At 66.5% G+C, this 18,250-nt stretch carries 17 protein-coding genes and 1 tRNA gene; 17 read left to right on the top strand and 1 reads right to left on the bottom strand.

The window, feature by feature from the left end:
* The first annotated feature begins 23 nt into the window (after positions 1 to 23).
* The 3 genes from IFT67_RS17520 to IFT67_RS17510 all read left to right on the top strand — a co-directional run bounded on the left by IFT67_RS17520 (position 24) and on the right by IFT67_RS17510 (position 3,163).
* Positions 24 to 740: a phosphocholine cytidylyltransferase family protein gene (locus IFT67_RS17520; RefSeq protein WP_192239438.1), complete on the top strand. Its 717-nt coding sequence runs from the start codon at positions 24 to 26 to the stop codon at positions 738 to 740.
* Positions 737 to 1,852 carry a CDP-glycerol glycerophosphotransferase family protein gene (locus IFT67_RS17515; protein ID WP_192239437.1) on the top strand — a complete coding sequence of 372 codons (1,116 nt, stop codon included), beginning with the start codon at positions 737 to 739 and terminating at the stop codon, positions 1,850 to 1,852. The genes IFT67_RS17520 and IFT67_RS17515 overlap by 4 nt, the downstream gene beginning before the upstream one ends.
* Before the next feature lie 183 nt (positions 1,853 to 2,035).
* Positions 2,036 to 3,163: a CDP-alcohol phosphatidyltransferase family protein gene (locus IFT67_RS17510; RefSeq protein WP_192239436.1), complete on the top strand. Its 1,128-nt coding sequence runs from the start codon at positions 2,036 to 2,038 to the stop codon at positions 3,161 to 3,163.
* Between the two features lie 139 nt (positions 3,164 to 3,302).
* Here IFT67_RS17510 and asnB read toward each other — a convergent pair whose 3' ends face one another.
* Positions 3,303 to 5,246 (bottom strand): asparagine synthase (glutamine-hydrolyzing), encoded by a 1,944-nt coding sequence (asnB, locus tag IFT67_RS17505; RefSeq protein WP_342450647.1) that lies wholly within the window; start codon positions 5,244 to 5,246, stop codon positions 3,303 to 3,305.
* Between the two features lie 122 nt (positions 5,247 to 5,368).
* On the opposite strand from asnB, the gene IFT67_RS17500 reads away from it, so the two are divergent.
* From IFT67_RS17500 to IFT67_RS17435, 14 genes are all read left to right on the top strand, one after another.
* Positions 5,369 to 6,715 (top strand): lipopolysaccharide biosynthesis protein, encoded by a 1,347-nt coding sequence (locus IFT67_RS17500; protein WP_192239435.1) that lies wholly within the window; start codon positions 5,369 to 5,371, stop codon positions 6,713 to 6,715.
* Between the two features lie 126 nt (positions 6,716 to 6,841).
* On the top strand, positions 6,842 to 7,306 hold the full coding sequence (locus IFT67_RS17495) for a DUF2141 domain-containing protein (protein WP_192239434.1): 465 nt from the start codon (positions 6,842 to 6,844) through the stop codon (positions 7,304 to 7,306).
* Positions 7,307 to 7,437: 131 nt separating this feature from the next.
* Positions 7,438 to 8,460 (top strand): diacylglycerol kinase family protein, encoded by a 1,023-nt coding sequence (locus tag IFT67_RS17490; protein WP_192239433.1) that lies wholly within the window; start codon positions 7,438 to 7,440, stop codon positions 8,458 to 8,460.
* Positions 8,457 to 9,362: a hypothetical protein gene (locus IFT67_RS17485; RefSeq protein WP_342450646.1), complete on the top strand. Its 906-nt coding sequence runs from the start codon at positions 8,457 to 8,459 to the stop codon at positions 9,360 to 9,362. Before IFT67_RS17490 ends, IFT67_RS17485 begins: the two co-directional genes overlap by 4 nt.
* Positions 9,359 to 10,114 (top strand): nucleotidyltransferase family protein, encoded by a 756-nt coding sequence (mobA, locus tag IFT67_RS17480; protein WP_192239432.1) that lies wholly within the window; start codon positions 9,359 to 9,361, stop codon positions 10,112 to 10,114. Before IFT67_RS17485 ends, mobA begins: the two co-directional genes overlap by 4 nt.
* A gap of 158 nt (positions 10,115 to 10,272) precedes the next feature.
* The gene (dapB, locus tag IFT67_RS17475) at positions 10,273 to 11,001 is read left to right on the top strand and encodes a 4-hydroxy-tetrahydrodipicolinate reductase (RefSeq protein WP_107964091.1); all 729 of its coding nucleotides are present in this window, start codon (positions 10,273 to 10,275) and stop codon (positions 10,999 to 11,001) included.
* Positions 10,998 to 11,663, top strand: coding sequence for an endonuclease III (gene nth, locus IFT67_RS17470; RefSeq protein WP_192239431.1), 666 nt, complete (start codon positions 10,998 to 11,000; stop codon positions 11,661 to 11,663). The genes dapB and nth overlap by 4 nt, the downstream gene beginning before the upstream one ends.
* A gap of 59 nt (positions 11,664 to 11,722) precedes the next feature.
* Positions 11,723 to 11,799 (top strand) — tRNA-Arg (locus IFT67_RS17465).
* Positions 11,800 to 12,297: 498 nt separating this feature from the next.
* Positions 12,298 to 13,005 carry a sugar transferase gene (locus IFT67_RS17460; RefSeq protein WP_342450645.1) on the top strand — a complete coding sequence of 236 codons (708 nt, stop codon included), beginning with the start codon at positions 12,298 to 12,300 and terminating at the stop codon, positions 13,003 to 13,005.
* A gap of 77 nt (positions 13,006 to 13,082) precedes the next feature.
* The gene (locus IFT67_RS17455) at positions 13,083 to 14,207 is read left to right on the top strand and encodes a glycosyltransferase family 4 protein (RefSeq protein WP_192239430.1); all 1,125 of its coding nucleotides are present in this window, start codon (positions 13,083 to 13,085) and stop codon (positions 14,205 to 14,207) included.
* Positions 14,204 to 15,340 (top strand): glycosyltransferase, encoded by a 1,137-nt coding sequence (locus IFT67_RS17450; protein ID WP_192239429.1) that lies wholly within the window; start codon positions 14,204 to 14,206, stop codon positions 15,338 to 15,340. The genes IFT67_RS17455 and IFT67_RS17450 overlap by 4 nt, the downstream gene beginning before the upstream one ends.
* Positions 15,337 to 16,368 (top strand): glycosyltransferase family 2 protein, encoded by a 1,032-nt coding sequence (locus tag IFT67_RS17445; protein WP_192239428.1) that lies wholly within the window; start codon positions 15,337 to 15,339, stop codon positions 16,366 to 16,368. Before IFT67_RS17450 ends, IFT67_RS17445 begins: the two co-directional genes overlap by 4 nt.
* Complete coding sequence (locus IFT67_RS17440) at positions 16,365 to 16,937, top strand: polysaccharide biosynthesis/export family protein (RefSeq protein ID WP_192239427.1); 573 nt, start codon at positions 16,365 to 16,367, stop codon at positions 16,935 to 16,937. Before IFT67_RS17445 ends, IFT67_RS17440 begins: the two co-directional genes overlap by 4 nt.
* Before the next feature lie 5 nt (positions 16,938 to 16,942).
* Entirely contained in the window at positions 16,943 to 18,247 is a 1,305-nt protein-coding gene (locus tag IFT67_RS17435) for an outer membrane beta-barrel protein (protein WP_192239426.1), read from the top strand.
* Positions 18,248 to 18,250 lie beyond the last annotated feature (3 nt).

The following is an 18,250-nucleotide window of genomic DNA, read 5'->3' as shown; positions in this document are numbered from 1 at the left end:
CTTCGCCCGTAGAGCCGTCCCCCATGAAGGCCATCATCCTTGCCGCGGGCCACGGATCGCGGCTGCTGCCGCTGACGCTCACCACGCCGAAATGCCTGGTCGAGGTCGGCGGTCGTGCGATCCTCGACCATCAGCTCGACGCGGTCGCTGCGGCGGGATTTGCCGGTGCGGTGATCGTCGGTGGCTACCGGATCGACCAGATCGAGGCGCATCTGGGCGCGCGCGACTATGGCCTGCCGACCGAGCTCGTCTTCAATCCATTCTGGTCGACCGCCAACAGCATCGGCAGCGTGTGGGCGGCGCGCGCGTATCTCGAGGCGCCGTTCGCGCTCATGAACGGCGACACCGTGTTCGATCCGGCGATCCTGCGCACGGCGATGGCGGGCGGGACCGAAGAGGTAGCGTTGCTGGTCGAGCCGCTCGTCGATGCCGGTCTCGACGACATGCTGGTCGAGACCGAGGACGACCGGGTGATCGCGGTCGGAAAGCATCTCGTCGGTCATGCGGCGACGGATCGATCGCTCGGGCTGATCGTGTCGCAGGGCGGGACGGCCTATGCCGAGGCACTGCGCGCGGTGATCGGCGAAGAGAACGGCATTCACGCCTATCACCACGCCGTCGTCGCGCGAGTCGCGCAGGGGACGGGCGTGACGGCGGTGCGGATCGCGTCCGGCGCGCACTGGCAGGAGATTGACCGGCCCGAGGATATCGCGCTCTGGGAAGGCGATCACGGCCGATGATGCCGAAGGTCGCGTTCCTGTTCCTGGGCGAGACGCTGCTGATCCCGCATCTCTATCCGATCGTCGAGGCGCTCGCCGCCGCGTCGGACGTGCCGATCGAGTTGTGGGTCAGCACGTCGGTGCACGAGACGTTGCTGACGCGGTGGACGGCGCCCTTCCCGACCGTCCGCATCCGCCGTGCGCCCGGGTTTCGCGTCGTTGCGGACGACGGCAGCGGGCGTAATCCGGTGCTGCCGGCGAAGATGCCGATGCTGCTGCGGCTGCTGCCGTATCTACGCAGCGCGGCGGTCGTCGTGTGTGCCGAGCAGACGAGCCTGTGGCTGCCGCGGCTGTTTCCGATGCGCGCGAAGTTCGTGAAGACCTCGCACGGGGTTGGCTCGATGAGCGCGCGTGACGACCCACGCAGGCGGGCGGCGGCGTTGACTCTGGTGCCGAGCGAACTGGAGCGGCAGACCTATCTCGACCGCGGGTTTGCGCCCGAGAAGTTCGTCGCGACCGGCTATGTGAAGGCCGACTTCGCGCACCGGACGCACGCCGCGCCACCGTTCGCGGATACGCGGCCGGTCGTGCTGTATACGCCGCACTGGCAGCAGCATCGCTCGTCGTGGTGGCGCTGGGGGGCGGAGGTCGTGCGGCGGCTGGTTGCGGACAGGCGCTACAACCTGATCTTCGCGCCGCACCAGCGACTGGTCGAGCGCGCGCCCGAGGTGGCGGAATTGATGCGCGAGATCGGGGACTTGGCGCATGTGCATTGCGACATCGACGGGTTCGCAATGGTTGATGGGAGCTATACCGGCGTTGCCGACGTGTATCTGGGCGATACGTCGAGCCAGGTGATCGAGTTCCTGATGCGGCCGCGGCCTTGCGTGTTCCTTAATGCGGGGAGTGTCGCGTGGGAGGGTGATCCGAATTACGCGATGTGGGTGTGTGGCGAGGTGGTTGGCGATGTTGCGGATGTGGTGGCGGCGGTGGATCGGTCGGCGCTGCGGCATGCGCAGTATGCGGCGGTTCAGGCGGAGTTTGCCGGGCGGTCGCTGGGGGCGGTCGAGGGTGGCGCGGCGAGAGCGGCGGGAGAGATCGTTCGGATGTTGGAGGCCACGCAGGCCCCTTAAATCTCGACCACCCCGGCGGAGGCCGGGGCCCAATTGGGGGACGTTGCAAACGAAGGACCGCGCGAGGTTACTCAGGACGTTCCAATTGGGCCCCGGCCTTCGCCGGGGTGGTGGCTCTGGGGGAGTGTCCTTCACTTACCGCCCCCTCTCGCTTTCACGACCAGATCGGGTAACGGGTGCGGCATGGTAGATTCGACAGCCCCTACGCCAGCGCTCCGGACCGTCCGGGCGAACGACACGCTGCTCTGGGGCATGACCAATGCCGAGCGGATCCGGCGGATCGGCGTCGCGCAGGGTCTGGCCACCGACGGCGACGACACCGCGACCGGCCCCGTCATCCTCGCCAACCTCGCCTACGCGTTCGACCCGATGTGGATCGCGTATCTGAAGCCGCGGCCGGGCACCGTCGTGACGCGCACCGGCGTGCCCGTGCTCGCGCATGTCCGGGATGCCGACGAGCGTGCGCGGATGACCGCGGCGATGCTCGGCGAGGCGCCGCTGGTGACCGGGCTGACGGTGATTGCCGCCGAGGCCGAGGAAGGCATCTTCAATGAGGCGTTGCGCAAGCGTGAGCGGCCGTTCGCGGAATTGCTCACCCCCGCCGCGGTGCCGGCGATCGAGCGCGCGAGCTATGTCGGCGCGTACAAGGGCGTCACCGACCTGCTGACCAAGTATCTGTGGCCGGAATGGGCGCTGGCGATCACGCGGGTCTGCGCGCGCGCCGGGATCACGCCGAACCAGGTGACCGCGCTCGGCTCGGTGCTGTGCATCGTCGCGACGGTGGCGTTCTGGTATGGCTGGTTCTGGACGGGCCTCGCCACGGGGCTGTTCTTCATGGTGCTCGATACTGTCGACGGGAAGCTGGCGCGGTGCACGATCACCTCGTCGAAGCTCGGCAATGCGTGGGATCACGGCGTCGACCTGGTCCACCCGCCATTCTGGTGGTGGGCCTGGGCGGCGGGGTGTGCGCCGTATGGGCGACCGCTCGAGGACGGCGTGTTCTGGGCGGTGATCGGGACGATGCTGTTCGGCTATGTCGCGCAGCGGCTGATCGAGGGGGCGTTCATCGTCCGGTTCGGGATGCACATCCATGTGTGGGAGCGGTTCGATAGCTGGTTCCGGCTGATCACCGCGCGGCGCAATCCGAACATGGTGATTTTGTTCGCGGGGCTGCTGGTAACGCGGCCCGACTGGGGGATCATCGGGGTCGCCGCGTGGACCGCGATCTCGCTGGTGGTGCATCTGGTGCGGCTGGCGCAGGCGATGCTGCGCAAGGCCAAGGGTGAAACGTTGGTGAGTTGGCTGGCGTAGAGCCTTCACCCGCGCAATCCTCCCCCGCCAGGGGGAGGTGGCACCGCAGGTGACGGAGGGGGAGGACACGGAACGCCGGTATCGCGTGCCTCCCCCTCCGACTGGCACGTGCCAGCCACCTCCCCCTGGCGGGGGAGGATCAGGGAATGTGCAGAGCCTTCGGCCGCCCGATCCACCACAGGCAGTAGATCGCCAGCGCATACAGGAAGCGGCTGTGGTCGCGCTTGCCCGCGCGGTGATCGGCGAACACCTTGTCGACCGCGCTGGCGCGCCAGATGCCTTGCTCGCGGACGCCGCTGTCGCGCCAGAGTTGCTCCGCATACGCGCCGAAATCGCCCGCGAACCACGCCGCCAGCGGCATCTGGAAACCTTGTTTGCGGCGGTCGAGGATCCCTTCGGGCAACCACGGCGCGATCGCCTGGCGGATGACGTATTTGCCGATCTTGCCGTTGAGCTTCATGTTCGCGGGCATCGACAGCGCGAGGTCGACCATGCCCTGCCCCAGCATCGGCACGCGCACCTCGAGCGAATGCGCCATGCTCGCGCGGTCGACCTTGGTCAGCATCGCGCCCGGCAGGTTGAGCGCTAGGTCGGCGAGACCGAACTGCTCGAGCGTGTCGGTCGAGATCGCGGCGGGATCGGGGAAATATTCCGCGACCAGCGCGGCGATCCCGCACGCCTCCTCGGCGATGAACTCTGCGGAGAATATCTCGCGGCGGAAGGCTTCGTTGGTGATCTGCGTCTTGGCGAAGAACCGCGCGATCCCGTTCGGGAGCGCAGCGCTGCCGGTGGTTTTCCGCCAGCGCTGCAACACGGCGTTCGCATGCCTCGACGGCAAGGTAGGCACCGCATCCAGCGCACGCGCAAGCTTACGCAGCGGCGCGGGCAGCGCACCGATCCGCCGCTCGGTCGCGTGTCGCTTGTAGCCAAAGAACAGTTCGTCGCCGCCATCGCCCGACAGCGCGACCTTCACCTCCTGCGCGGCGATCTGGCTGACGTACCAGGTCGGCACCGCGGAGGGATCGGCGAACGGCTCGTCATAGCAATGCTGGACCTCGGGCAGCATCGCCTGCGCATCCGCCAACTCCAGCGTGCGCGTGACATGGTGGCAGCCGAGATGCCGCGCGATCGCCTCGGCGTGCGGCGATTCGTCGAAGCGCGGGTCGGGGAAGCCGATCGTGAAGGTGCGGACGGGGCGATCCGAGACCTGCGCCATCGCCGCGACCACCGCGGAGGAGTCCACGCCGCCGGACAGGAACGCGCCGACATCGACATCCGCGACCATCTGCTTGCCGATCGTGTCGAGCCATTCGTCGCGGAAGCGCTCGATCCACGCCGCCTCGGAGCGGGGCTCGGCGGGATGATAGGCCGGCGTCCAATAGGCGCGCATCGTCGGCGTCCCGCTCGCCTCGACGGTCATTACATGGCCCGGCGGCAGGGTGCGGACCTGCGCGTAGATCGAGCGCGGGGTGCGGACGTGGCCGAAGCTGAAATAATCGTGGAGTGCACGTCGATCGACGTCGAACGCCATGCCGGGGAGCAACGTCAGCGTCTTCAGTTCTGAGCCGAACGCGAACCCGGCGGCCTGGTCGGTATAATAGAGCGGCTTGATCCCGATCGGGTCGCGCGCCAGCGTCAATTTCCGATCGAGCGTATCCCACACCGCGACCGCGAACATACCGTCGAGCCTTGCCCAGACGTCGTCGCCCCAGCGCTCATAGCCGGCGAGGATGACTTCGGTATCGCCCGCACTCTCGAACACGCGGCCGAGCGCCTGCAACTCGCGCCGCAATTCGCGGAAATTGTAGATCTCGCCGTTGAAGACGAGCGCATAGCGATGGTCGGGCGAATGGAACGGCTGGTGCCCGCCCTCGATGTCGATGATACTCAGTCGGCGCATCCCGAAGCCGAAATCGCCATCGGTCATCACGCCCTGGTCGTCTGGTCCGCGGTGCAGGATCGCGTCGCACTGCGCGGTAATGAGGGGCGCGGTGACGAGGCGGGGCGAGACGGCAGCGCTACCTCGCGCGTAAAGGCCGGCAATTCCGCAGATAGAGAAGTATCCTCGATATCTGGGCGGCACGCTCGCCCGATCGTCCGCGATCTATAAGCCACCCGCCGCTTTGTCACCTCCGGCATTCCGGAGCACCTGCGTACCGCGCCGCACTTGCCGCGTGGGTTAACGCGTTATAGGGGCCGGACAGCATGGTTCAGGCCCCCGCTCCTCCCCCGGCACCGGCGCCTACTCCGGCTCCAGCCGGCACGGCCGGGATTTTCCGGGCCGCGGCACGCAACCTCGGCTGGCTGCTCGCCAGCCGCAGCGTGCTGGCGATCCTGTCGCTGTTCTATCTCGGGTTCGCGACGCGCACACTGGGCGTGGTCGATTTCGGCCGGTTCGCGCTCATCAGCGGGGCTGCACAGGCGCTGGCGACGTTCGTCGGCTTCCAGACATGGCAGATCATCGTCCAATACGGCGTCGAACCGATCCAGACCGGTGACACCCCGAGGCTGGCGCGGTTGCTGCGGCTGTCCGGAATTCTCGATCTGTGCAGCGCGCTGCTCGGCGCGGTGCTCAGCGTGGCGATCCTGTGGACGTGGAGCGAGAGCTTCGGCATCCCGCCCGACCTGATGCGCGACACGTTGATGTTCGCGGTGGTGCAGCTCATCACGATCCGTTCGACCCCACTCGGCATCCTTCGCCTGCGCGATAAATTCTCGTTGTCGGCGGTGGCGGACAGCATGACGCCGATCATGCGCTTCGTCGGTGCGGGCGCAGCGATCCTGTTCGAACCGACGATCCGTGGATTCATGATCGCCTGGGCAGTGGCGGAGATCGTGACCGCGGGTACCTACTGGCTGATGGTGGCCAAGAGCGGCGACCTCGACCTGCTCGCAAAGGGTCGCGGAACGTGGCGACAGATCCGCGACGAAAATCCCGGTATCGTCCGCTTTTCGCTCAGCACCAACGCCAGTGCCACCTTGGGCCTGTCGAGCAAGCAGATCCCGTTGCTGCTCGTCGGTGCGTCGATCGGCCCCGCTGCCGCCGGCGCGTTCCGACTGGCGACGCAATTGGCACAGGCCTTGGCCAAGCTGTCGCAGATGCTGTCGCGCGCCGCCTTCCCCGAGATCGTTCGCGCGGTACGCACCGCGGAGCCCACGCGCCTGCGCCGGATACTGGTGCGGACGATGCTGGCGAGCACCGCGGCTGCGCTCGTCATTCTCGCGATCGTTGCGCTGGTCGGCGAACCGATCCTGAAGCTGGTCGGCGGCAAGTCCTTCGGCCACGCCTATCCCGTGCTCCTGTGGCTGGCGGCCGCGGGCTGCTTCGACCTGGCGACCGTGAGCCTCGACACGGTGATGACGGCGTTGCACCGCGCCGGCACGGTGTTCGCGATCCGCGCCGTCGGCGTGCTGCTGTTGTTCGTCACGGCCTTTGCGTTGATGCCGACCTATGATTCGACCGGCGTTGCCGCGGCAGTCGCGGTCGGATCGATGGCCGTCGCGATCCTGCTCGGGTTCGCGGCGGCGCGGATGACGCGCGCGCTGAGCTGAAAGCTGAGCCGGCTGCTGGGCCGGCAGGCGCCGAACGGGGTCGCGGATACGATAAAGGCGGCGTTCACGTCGACAATGCCATCGGGGCGCCCCGCTACCGCCACTTTTCCAGGTCTTTATCCGCCGATGAAATATGCACTATCCTTGGGCCTCGCTGTGCTCGTCGGTATCGTCGCGCCGGTTCAGGCCAGTGCGGCCGAAACGTGCGAGGGCACGCCGGGCAACGGCAATGCAAAGTTGGTCCTCGAAGCGACGACGATGCACAATGCCGTCGGCGAAGTCGCCTTCACCGTGTATCCCGACGACAAGAAACGGTTTTTGGCAAAAGGCGCAAAGCTGGCGCGGGTGCGCGTTGCTGCCACGACGCCCCGCGCCTGTTTCTGGCTGAAGCCCGGCTATTACGCGATCGCGCAATATCATGACGAGAACAGCGACCACAATTTCAACCGCACGCTGTTCACGCCCAAAGAGGGGTTCGGCTTTTCCAACGATGCTCCGACGTCGATCGGATTGCCGTCGTTCGAGGCTGTTCGAGTCGCGTTGCCGGCGTCGGGAACGGTCGTGCGGATGAAGATGCGGTACCGCCGTTAGGGTGAACCGGTCTCCGCCGACGCGGAACCGAAATCTTCCTGACATAAATTTGTAGCGGTTACGGACCGTGACGGGTAGTTTGTATTGTGGCTGATGCTGTTTCCAACTTTCAGGCCTTTGGAGGGCGCCCGGTGTCGCCATCGGCATGGATACCCGACGTCCTGTCGGAACCCGTCGGCGTGAGCCCGCGCGAGGCGGCCGCGAAGATCCGCACCGGCATCATCTGCAACCCGAAAAGCCACCGTAATCGCAGCAGCGTCGAGGCGACCAAGCCGTTCCTGTCGGGCACCGTGCTCGCGGTAACGCCGCGTACGCAAGCCGAACTCGCCGAAGTGCTGACCGATTTCGCGCGCCACGGTATCGAACTGCTGGTGATCGACGGCGGCGACGGGACGATCCGCGACGTGATGACCGCCGCCGCGCGCGTCTGGACCGGCGCTGCACCCCGTGTGGCGATCGTGCCGTCGGGCAAGACCAACGCGCTCGCACTCGATCTCGGCATCCCCGACAGCTGGACGCTCGACCAGGCGCTCACCGCGGCGCGCGACGGCAACGTCAAGACCCGCAGCCCGATCGAGATCGTTCGCAAGGACAATGGCACGCGTCTGCACGGTTTCCTGTTCGGCGCGGGCGCGTTCGTCCAGGCCACCGCGCTGGCGCAGCGCACCCACCGCGCGGGCGCGTTCAACGGCGTCGCCGTCGGACTGGCGCTGTGCTGGGCGATCCTCCAGACGCTGTTCGGCGGCGCCAACAGCGCGTGGCGTGCAGGCACCCGGATGCGGATCCGCTTTCAGGGCGGCGAGACCTCGGGTGCGCATGCCCCGGGCGCGAACACCAACTCCGACCGCGCACGCTACATCATGCTGGCGTCGACGCTGAAGCGTATGCCGGTCGGTATCCGCCCGTTCGGCGTGCCGCGCGCGGGCATGAAGACGCTAGTCGTCGATGCACCGCCGCGCTGGCTGGCGGCTGCGACGCCGTTGATCGTGACGGGCTCGCCCGCCGCATGGCTCGATCGGGCCGGCTATCACCGGATCGACGCGCCGTCGCTCGACCTGTCGATGGACTCGGGCTTCATCCTCGACGGCGAGATCTATCCGGGCGGCGACCTGATCGTCCGCGAAGGCAAGCCGCTCCGCTTCGTCGTCCCGTGACCACATTGGACGACGTCGTCCGGCGCCAGCTTCGCGCCTCGACGATCCCGGCGGTCCGCGATGTCGCGGCGCTGCTCACCGAACCGTCCGACGTGGTGGCGATACTCTTCTACGGCTCGAACCTGCGCACCGGACTGACCGAGGGCGTGCTCGACTTCTACGTGCTGACCGCCGGCCCGCCCGAGCGCGGCATCTGGCCGACCGTCAGCTACCGCGAGTTCGACCTGCACGGCGAAACGCTGCGCGCGAAGATCGCGACGATGCGGCTGACGACGTTCGCGAAGGCGGCCGCGGCCCGTACGCTCGACACCACGATCTGGACACGATTCGTCCAGCCCTCCGCCCTGGTATGGGTTCGCGATGGTGCAACCACGCAGGCGGTGGCGACGGCTATCGGCGATGCGGCGAAGTCGGCGGCGCGGTTCGCCGCGGCGCTTGGCCCCGACAGCGGCACGGCGGATGAGTATTGGCGGGCGCTGTTTCGCCAGACCTACGCCGCCGAACTGCGCGTCGAACGCAAGGGCCGCGAGGGGCAGATCCTCCAGTTCGATCCGGGGCGCTACGACGCGCTGCTTCCCCTGGCATGGGCGGCGGATGGTATCGCGTTCGTCGACAACGCCGGCGTGCTGCAACCTGCGCTTCCCCCCGCACAGCGCGCGCGCCTGTTGCAGGCTTGGCGTCATCGCCGGCGCGCGGGCAAACCGATCAACGTCGTTCGCCTCGTCCGCGCCGCCTTCACCTTTGAAGGTGCCGCGCGCTACGGTGCATGGAAAGTCGAGCGCCATACGGGGATCCCCGTGCCGATGACGCCGTGGCGCGAGAAGCACCCGATCCTAGCCGCCCCTGGCGTGTTCTGGCGGGTGTGGCGGGCACGCGCCAACGAGTCTGCAAAACCGGCATGAACACGGGCTTCAGCGCGCTGATCCTCGCGGGCTCGCGTGGCGGCGTCGATCCGGTCGCAGCTTACGGCGACGCGTCGCACAAGGCGCTGATCCTGCTCGACGGCAAGACCCTGCTCGCGCGCGTCACCCAGTCGCTGCGAGACGCGGGCGCGACGCGGATCGCCGTTTCGGTGTCGGACGACAGGGTCCGCGCCCACGCGATCGCGCTGGGCCTTACCGTCCTGACGGCCGCCGCCGGCCCCAGCCTCAGCGTCCGCGAAGGCATCGAGGCACTCGGCACGCCGTTGCTCGTCACCACGGCCGACCACGCGCTGCTCCAGCCCGAATGGATCACGCGCTTCCTCGCCGACGCGCCCCCGAAGGCCGACGTCGCGGCGTTGCTCGCGCGTCAGGACGTGATCGAGGCCGCCGCCCCTGGCACGCGCCGAACCTATCTTCGCTTCGCCGACGGGGCATGGTCCGGCTGCAACCTGTTCTACTTCGCCACGCCGCGCTCGGTCGCTGCGCTCGATCTGTGGGCGCAGGTCGAAGCGGACCGCAAGCGGCCTTGGCGGATCGTCCGTCGGCTCGGCATCGGCACGTTGTTCCGCTATCTTTCTGGCCGGTTGACGCTGGTCGCAGCGATCGCGCATCTCGGTCGGCTTGCCGGCCTCGACGCGGCGGCGGTGGCGAGCCCGTTCGGGCTTGCGGCGGTTGATGTCGACAAACCCGCCGATCTCGATCTGGTCCGGAGCTTGATCGCGAACGGCTGAAGCGGCGTCGTTACGACAGAGCCGCTGCGACGGCCTGCGCCAATTCCACGAAGAAATAGCGCGACCGGCCTGTTCGCCCCTGTCCCCAAGCGCTGGCTTGGTGCAAAGCGCCGCGCATGCAAACGTACGCGCCCCAAACCGCCCCGCATGCCCGTGGCATGACCTCGATCGGCATCTACGGCAGTGCAGGACGCATGGGTCGCGCGATCGTCGACGCGATCGAAGCCGCCGGTGCGACGCTCGCTGGTGGCGTCGACGCACGCGAGGATCCCAACGCGCTTGCACAGACCGCCGACGTGCTGGTGGACTTCTCGACCGCGTCCGCCGTCGAAGCACACCTTGCCGCCGCGCGTGCGGCTGGTACCGCTATCGTCATCGGCACGACCGGCCTTTCGCCGCAGCACCAGTCGATGATCGACGCGGCCGCGAACGATATCGCCGTGCTGCAGACCGGCAACACCTCGCTCGGCGTGACGCTGCTCGGCATCCTGGTGCGCGAAGCCGCCGCTCGCCTCGGCTCGGACTGGGACGTCGAGATCGTCGAGATGCACCACAAGCACAAGGTCGATGCCCCCTCCGGCACCGCCCTGCTGCTCGGCGAGGCGGCAGCCAAGGGACGCGGCACCACGCTTGCCGAACTCCGCGTCGACAGCCGCGCCGGGCTCGTCGGTGCACGGACCGAGGGGACGATCGGCTTCGCGTCGCTTCGCGGCGGCTCGGTAATCGGCGATCACAGCGTGATCTTCGCGGGCGAAGGCGAGCGGATCGAACTCAATCACCGCGGGGACGATCGCTCGATCTTCGCACGCGGCGCCGTACGCGCGGCGATCTGGCTCGCTGGCCAACCCGCCGGGCGCTACCGGATGGGCGACGTGCTCGGACTGTGAAGAAGGCGGACGTCGTCGAATTCTACGCGCGTCTGGCGGAGGCCGATCCGCACCCCGAGACCGAGCTGGAATTCGTCAATCCCTACACGCTCGTCGTGGCGGTAGCGCTCTCCGCCCAGGCGACCGACGTCGGCGTCAACAAGGCGACGCGCGCGCTGTTCCGCGACGTCGATACGCCCGAGAAGATGATCGCGCTGGGCATCGACGAACTCAAACGCCACATCAAGACGATCGGCCTGTTCAACACCAAGGCAAAGAACGTCATCGCGTTGTCGCAGATGCTGATCGACGATTTCGACGGCGAAGTACCGGCGGACCGCGAGTCGCTCGAACGCCTGCCGGGCGTGGGCCGCAAGACCGCCAACGTCGTGATGAACGTCGCGTTCGGCGCGGAGACGTTCGCCGTCGACACGCACATCTTCCGCGTCGGCAACCGCACGGGCCTCGCACGGGGCAAGACTCCCTTGGCGGTCGAGCTGAAACTCGACAAGGCGACCCCGCAACCGTTCCGCCTCCACGCGCATCACTGGCTGATCCTGCACGGCCGCTACGTCTGCAAGGCGCGGACGCCCGAATGCTGGCGGTGCATCGTCGCCGATCTCTGCGCGTTCAAACCCAAGACGCCGCCGCCCAAGGTCAGGAATGCCATACCGACGAAGTGATGCGCGGGCATCAAAACGGCTGGCGCCCCGCCCCCAGCTTTGCTAGGCGCTCCCATCTGGCACCCGTAGCTCAGCTGGATAGAGCGCTGCCCTCCGAAGGCAGAGGCCACTGGTTCGAATCCAGTCGGGTGCACCAAAATTTTCCGTAATGTCCTGGCATGACCTAGATCGCCTGTTCCGGTGTTGTCCCGGAGCCATTGGAAGTTGGGCGAGCTTTCGAGACATGCGGCAGGCCGAAGATGCTCGGGCATTTGCTCTCGCTCGTTTCTAAACTCACGCTATCCTCCCCCAAGAGTGCGCTCGGTACAGTAAGATCAGACGGACTTCGGCGACCTGATGTGGCGAACGGACATGTTCCGCGAAACCACATACCCGACGATCAGCGCCAACGATCTCCAACCACAGCCGCCGATATTCAATCTGAACCTCGGTCAATATAGTTAACGCATCACTGCATGCGAAAAAGTCAGATTTCAGACAGAATGTGCCACCGCTAGGATCAGTTGCAGCACATTTGCTGCAATGCGACGAATAGTCCGAAAGCCGGGCCAGCTAGCGCTACGGCAGCTAGGCAAATGTGGTCTTATCTGAAATATTGCACTGCAGCGATACACATCAGTCAAGAGGTGCGGCCATGGATTTTTATGGCGACGTGCGTACTCGTTTTCGAGTGCATTCGGGACTAAATGGCGCGCTTGGGATGGCATCTCGCGCTAACCTGAGGCGCAAGGTGGACGGCAATATATCTAGACTGATCGACATAGTCTTTTCTTCGACGGCGTTTCTCATTCTTCTTCCGGTTATCGCCCTGATTTGCATAGCAATTGTTGTGCAGGATGGTGGCTCGCCGTTCTTCGTGCATCGCCGTATAGGTCGGGGTGGGCGACTGTTCCCGTGCCTCAAGTTGCGCACCATGGTGCTCGATTCCGAAGCCCGGTTGCGCCGTCATCTCGAAGAGAATCCCGAGGCTCAGGCCGAGTGGGCGCTGGACCAGAAGCTGCGCAACGATCCCCGGATCACGCCGCTCGGCGTCTTCCTGCGCAAGTCGAGTCTCGACGAACTGCCGCAGCTGCTCAACGTCGTGTGGGGGCATATGAGCCTCGTCGGACCGCGGCCGATCGTGCCGGCCGAAGTGCCGCGTTATGGCCGGTACATGGAGTTCTACTGCAACATGCGGCCCGGCATCACCGGGTTGTGGCAGGTCAGCGGTCGCAACGACATCAGCTATCGCCGACGTGTGGCGATGGACACGATCTATAGCCGGACGCGGTGGTTCGGTGGCGATATCTGGATCATGGTCCGTACCGTTCCGGCGGTGTTCGCGAGCAAGGGTTCGTTCTGAATACCGCCCTGCTCCCGTCGCGCGCGGACGCGACGATCGCCGGCCAAATGGGTCATTCCCCACCACGATCGGTCCTGATGGTCGATCCCTCGCTTTTCACCGCGCCCTATGATGCAGCACTGTCCGACGGTCTCCAGGCCAGTGGCACTCAGCCGACCTGGGCGACCCGTGCGCTCCGTGCGAACGAGGAGGATTTGCTAGCGATGACGTCGTGCCTGCCCTTCTTCTATCCGTTCACCGATGGGCCACGTCGACGGACTGGCTCGGGTTGGCGGGCTGTCAAAGGCCTCGAGCACGTGGCCGGGTTGCGGCGCCTCCGGAAGGAGGCGGCGCGGTTCGACCTGGTTCATTTCCAGTGGGCGCCGCTGCCGATGCTCGACGTTCGCGCCGTGCGTCGCATCCGCCGGGACCGTCCGGTGGTATTGACCGTGCACGACGTCGAACCCTTCAACGGCCGCCCCGTCAGCGCCGCGCAGAGCGGTGGCTATCACGCAATGCTGGGCCAGTTCGACCGGCTGATCGTGCATACCGAGCAAGGCCGCGACGCGCTCCGTACGCGCGGCCTGCCTGCCGACCGTATTCGTGTCATACCGCACGGCGTATTGCCGCTGCGCGCCGCCGCACCCGAGCCGCGCGCGGACGATGGCCGCTGGCGCATCGTGCTGTTCGGGCGATTGCAGGCGTACAAGGGCGTCGACCTGCTCGTAGAGGCGCTCGGCCTGATTGATCCGGCGGTCCGCGCGCGGATCGAGGTGATCGTCGCGGGCGAGGCGCAGATGCCGGTCGAACCCATCCTGGCGCGGGCTGCCGACCTGAACCTCGGCGCGAGCTTCACCTTGCGCGCTGGGCGGCTGTCGGAGGACGCGATGGCTGCTCTGTTGCGGAGCTCCGACGCGTTCGTCTTTCCCTATCGCGCGATCGACGCGAGCGGCGTCCTCCATCTCGTCGCCGATCTCCATCGCTGGCTGATCGCGAGCGACATTGGCGCATTCCGGACGATGATCGGCAAGTCCGACGATACGGGCGATCTCGTCGCTCCCGCCGATACCCAGGCGCTGGCGGACGCGATCGTCCGATCGATCGGCCGACGCCCACAAGCGCCACCCGACACGGGCGTATCCGACTGGACGCAGATCGGCGCGATGACGCGCGACGTGTACGAGGCGGCGCTCGCCGATCGCGGCCGGAGCGCGGCGTCATGAGCCGATCGCTTCTCATTCTGCAGGACAGTCCCGAGTTTGGCGGGCATGAAGCGATGTTTCTCCGCTTCCTCCCGACGCTCGTGCAGGACGGCGGCTATGACCGGATCGTCGTCCGGCATCCGGTATCCAACGCGAAACTGGCCGAGCGACTCCAGCCTTACGCCTCGGACACATTCGAGGTGAAGCCCTGGCATTTCACCAAGCAGCGCGCCGAACCGTATCTGGCCGGTTTCCGCCGGACCTACGCGCACGCCGTCCAGCAGGTCTTCGCCGAGATGCGGCCGACCGCCACCTTGCTGCTTCAGGGCAGGATCGAGAATTGCGCCGTTCCCTTATTGGCGGCGCCCCGCAACAGCTTTGTCGTCAGCTATGTGCCGATGGCGCACAAGATGGCCGATCTGGGTCGTCGCGCGGTGCCGGGCGACTGGGTTCGCCGACGCCTGTACCGTCGCCCCGATCGCTTCATCGTCCCTGGTTCTGCAGTCGTCGGCCAGGTCCGCGCCGCAGGCGGGCGCTCGCCGGTTGTGGTCGCCGACAACGTCGTCGCGCCGCCGCCCCGCCCCGATCGTGCGCAGGCTCGGGAAGCGCTCGGGCTCGCGCCCGAAGCACGCGTCGCGCTGTTCCTGGGACGGCTCGACGTGCGCCAGAAGGGGCTCGACAACCTCGCCGACGCGATCCGTCGCGATGCCGCGCGGCTCGGTGGTTGGACGTTCCTGTTCGTCGGTGCGGGCGAAGGCCAAGCCGACCTGGAAACGCTGGCCCGCGATCTCAGCGACAAGGTCGATATCCGCTGTTCGAGCTGGACCGACAGCCCGCACGCGACGTTGGCCGCCGCCGATCTGTTGCTGATGCCGTCGCGCTGGGAAGGCGTGCCGCTCGTCATGCTGGAGGCGATGACCTACGGGGTGCCGATCCTCGCCTCGCAGATCGACGTCTTCCAGGACTATCTGCCACCCGCCAACCGCACCGATTTCGCGAACGTCGATCTGGCGGATTCGATGACGCAGGCGATCTCCCCACCCGTCGCCTACAGCTACCGCACGCATGTGGGTCAACGGTTGGCGACGACCGATCTCCAGCAATCAAGCATGCGCTTCGTCGAGGCACTACGCCCGGAAGGGACACCGATATGACGGCGACGGTCATCATCCCCACCCTCAACGAGATCGCGCATATCGACACCCTGCTCGCCAAGCTTCTCGGCGAACCGGCAGCGGTAGTCGGCGAGATACTCGTCGCCGATGGCGGCAGCAGCGACGGCACGCGCGAAGCCGTCTCCGCCTTCGCGCGACGCTCCCCGCGTGTGCGACTGATCGACAACCCCGAGCGCATCCAGGCTGCGGGCGTCAACCGCGCTGTAGCCGCGGCGGATCGCCACTTCGACGTCATCGTCCGGGTCGATGCGCATGCGCTCTACCCGGCGGATTACGTCGCACGCCTGCTTGCCTCGCTGGAGACGAGCAAAGCGGACTCGGTGGTGGTCCAGCTTACGACCAGAGGTCATGGCGGCTTTCAACGCGCAGTTGCGATCGCGCAGAACAGCAAGATCGGCACGGGCGGTTCGGCCCATCGGATGGGCAATGTGTCGGGGTGGGTGGAGCATGGGCATCATGCGGCCTTTCGTCGCGCTCTGTTCGAGCGGGCGGGCGGGTACGACACCAGTTTCGAGGCGAACGAAGATGCCGAGCTCGACGCGCGACTGCGGGCGCTCGGCGGCCGGATCTGGCTCGATACGACGATCCCCGTCATCTACTACCCTCGCGCCACGCTCAGCGGCCTCGCGCGGCAGTATTTCCGCTATGGCTCGGGCCGCGCGCGGACCAGTTACAAGCATGGCGAGCGACTGCGTCTGCGCCAGATGCTGCCTCCCGTCGTTGCATTGGCAATCGGTTTCAGCCTGCTTGGCGCCATCCTGCTCCCCGCGTTGCTGGTAATTCCGCTGCTCTACGCGCTCGTGCTGCTCGCCGCATCGAGCCTGTTCGCCGTCAAGGAGCGGTGGCTCGGCGCGCTTATGGCCGCTCCGGCGCTGGCAACGATGCATATCGCGTGGGGCGTCGGCTTCCTGAAGCGGAAAGCGCTGCAAATCCGAAATAGGAAACATATGATCGGTAACGAGATCGAACGAGTCCGCCGTACGAAACGTGGCGGAGAAGCGATATGAAGCGGAAGGTCGCAAGAGCCTTTGCGGCGGCCTGTGCGGTGTCGGTCTGGCTGGCCGGCTGCACCGCCGATATCGCGCAGACGCCCGCGGGCGCCCCGCCCACCGCCGCCTATGTCTACCGGCTCGCGCCCGACGATCGGTTGCGGATCAACGTCTATAACGAGCCCGGCGTGACCGGCGAATATGCGGTCAACAGCGAAGGCGACATCTCGTTTCCGCTGGTCGGCATGATCAAGGCGCAGGGACAGACGCTCGGCGAGTTCTCGGCGACGCTGACGCAGACGCTCCAGGCACGGTATTTCAAGAATGCGCACCTGGTCGTGGATCTCGTCGCCTCACGGCCGATCTACGTGCTGGGCGAAGTAAACAAGGCGGGCCAGTTCCCCTATCAATCGGGGATGACGGTGCTCGGCGCGGTCGCGACGGCGGGGGGCTTCACCTACCGTGCCAACCAGAAAACCGTGATGATCCGCCATACCGGACAGGCTGCCGAACAACGCGAACCGCTGACCGCCGACGTGATCGTGCAGCCCGGTGATACCGTCCGGATCCGAGAGCGAAACTTCTAGCCGCCGTGTTCCGCCGTACACCGTATTGGCTTCGTCATGCCGCCCGCACCAGCGTGTTGGGCAGTGCGATGTTGTGCCCGCAATTGGTCCATGCCCAGGAGGCACCGCTGTTGCCCGAGGAAAAGCCCCAGATCGAAACGCGGCATACCGCCGTGCTCGAGCGCGTGCAGCCGGGCTATGTCGCGCCGGGCATCCCGCTCGGCGGGTTCCAGCTGGCGCCGTCGGTCGAGATCACCGGCGTCTACGACGACAATATCTTCGGTACGCAGGACGACCGGGTCGCCGACAGCCTGTTGCGGATCCAGCCGCAGGCGAAACTGCAATCGCAATGGGCACGCAACAGCCTCAGCCTCGAAGCCAAGGGCAAGATCGACCGGTATCTGAACCGCAGCACTGAGAACGTCGAAGATTATTCGGTGACCAGCCGCGGCGTCTATGAATTCGATCACGCGACCGCGCTGACCGCTGCGATCCGTGCCGAAGGCATCCACCAGTCGCGCCTGTCGCAGGACATCTTTTCGCAGACGATCAAGCCGATCTATTACACGCAGCAATCGGGCGCGATGCTGCTCGCGCATGATTTCGACAAACTGCGGCTGTCGGCGACCGCGCGCGTGGCCCGGTTCGATTTCCGCGACGGCCAGCTCGCAGACGGCTCGATCGCGGATTACCAGCCGAGCGACAATACAAGCTACCGGGTCGGCATGCGCGCCTCCTATGCGCAGACGCCGTCGATCGCGTGGTTCACCAGCGCGAGCTACAATGTCCGCCGGTTCCGGGTCGGGACGATCGAGACGCCCAAGCGCAATTCGGAAGGGTTCGAGCTGCTTGCGGGCGTGAGCTTCGAGCCGGCGGCGCTGATCCGCGGCAGCATCGGCATCGGCTATATCCAGCAGCGGTTCCGCCTGCCCTTCTACAGCGATCTCGGCGGCCTCGGCTTCAACGCCACGGTGCAGTTCTTCCCGACCCAGCTGACCACGGTCACGATCAGGGGCAATCGCTCGGTGCTCGACTCCGGCATCCCGGGCTCAGGCGGTTATCTGTCGACGCAGGGCAGCATCCAGGTCGATCACGAATGGCTGCGTCAGCTGATCCTGTCCGCATCGATCGGATACCAGGACAGCCGGTTCAACAATCTCGATCGCACCGATGGTCGCCTCAGCGCCAAGGCCAGCGCGACCTACCGTATCAACCGCCATGCCGGGCTCAAATTCGGCATCGAGCGGCTCGACCAATCCTCCAACGGCACTGATCGTTACCGCGCGTTCAAGGACAACCGCGCGACGATCGGCCTGACGCTGACAAGGTGAACG

Origin of the sequence: Sphingomonas sp. CFBP 13728 (assembly GCF_014841895.1) — a bacterium.
In the GTDB taxonomy this organism is placed as follows: domain Bacteria; phylum Pseudomonadota; class Alphaproteobacteria; order Sphingomonadales; family Sphingomonadaceae; genus Sphingomonas.
Note: the sequence above shows the minus strand (reverse complement) of the source record. Positions and strands in the feature narration are given on the sequence as shown.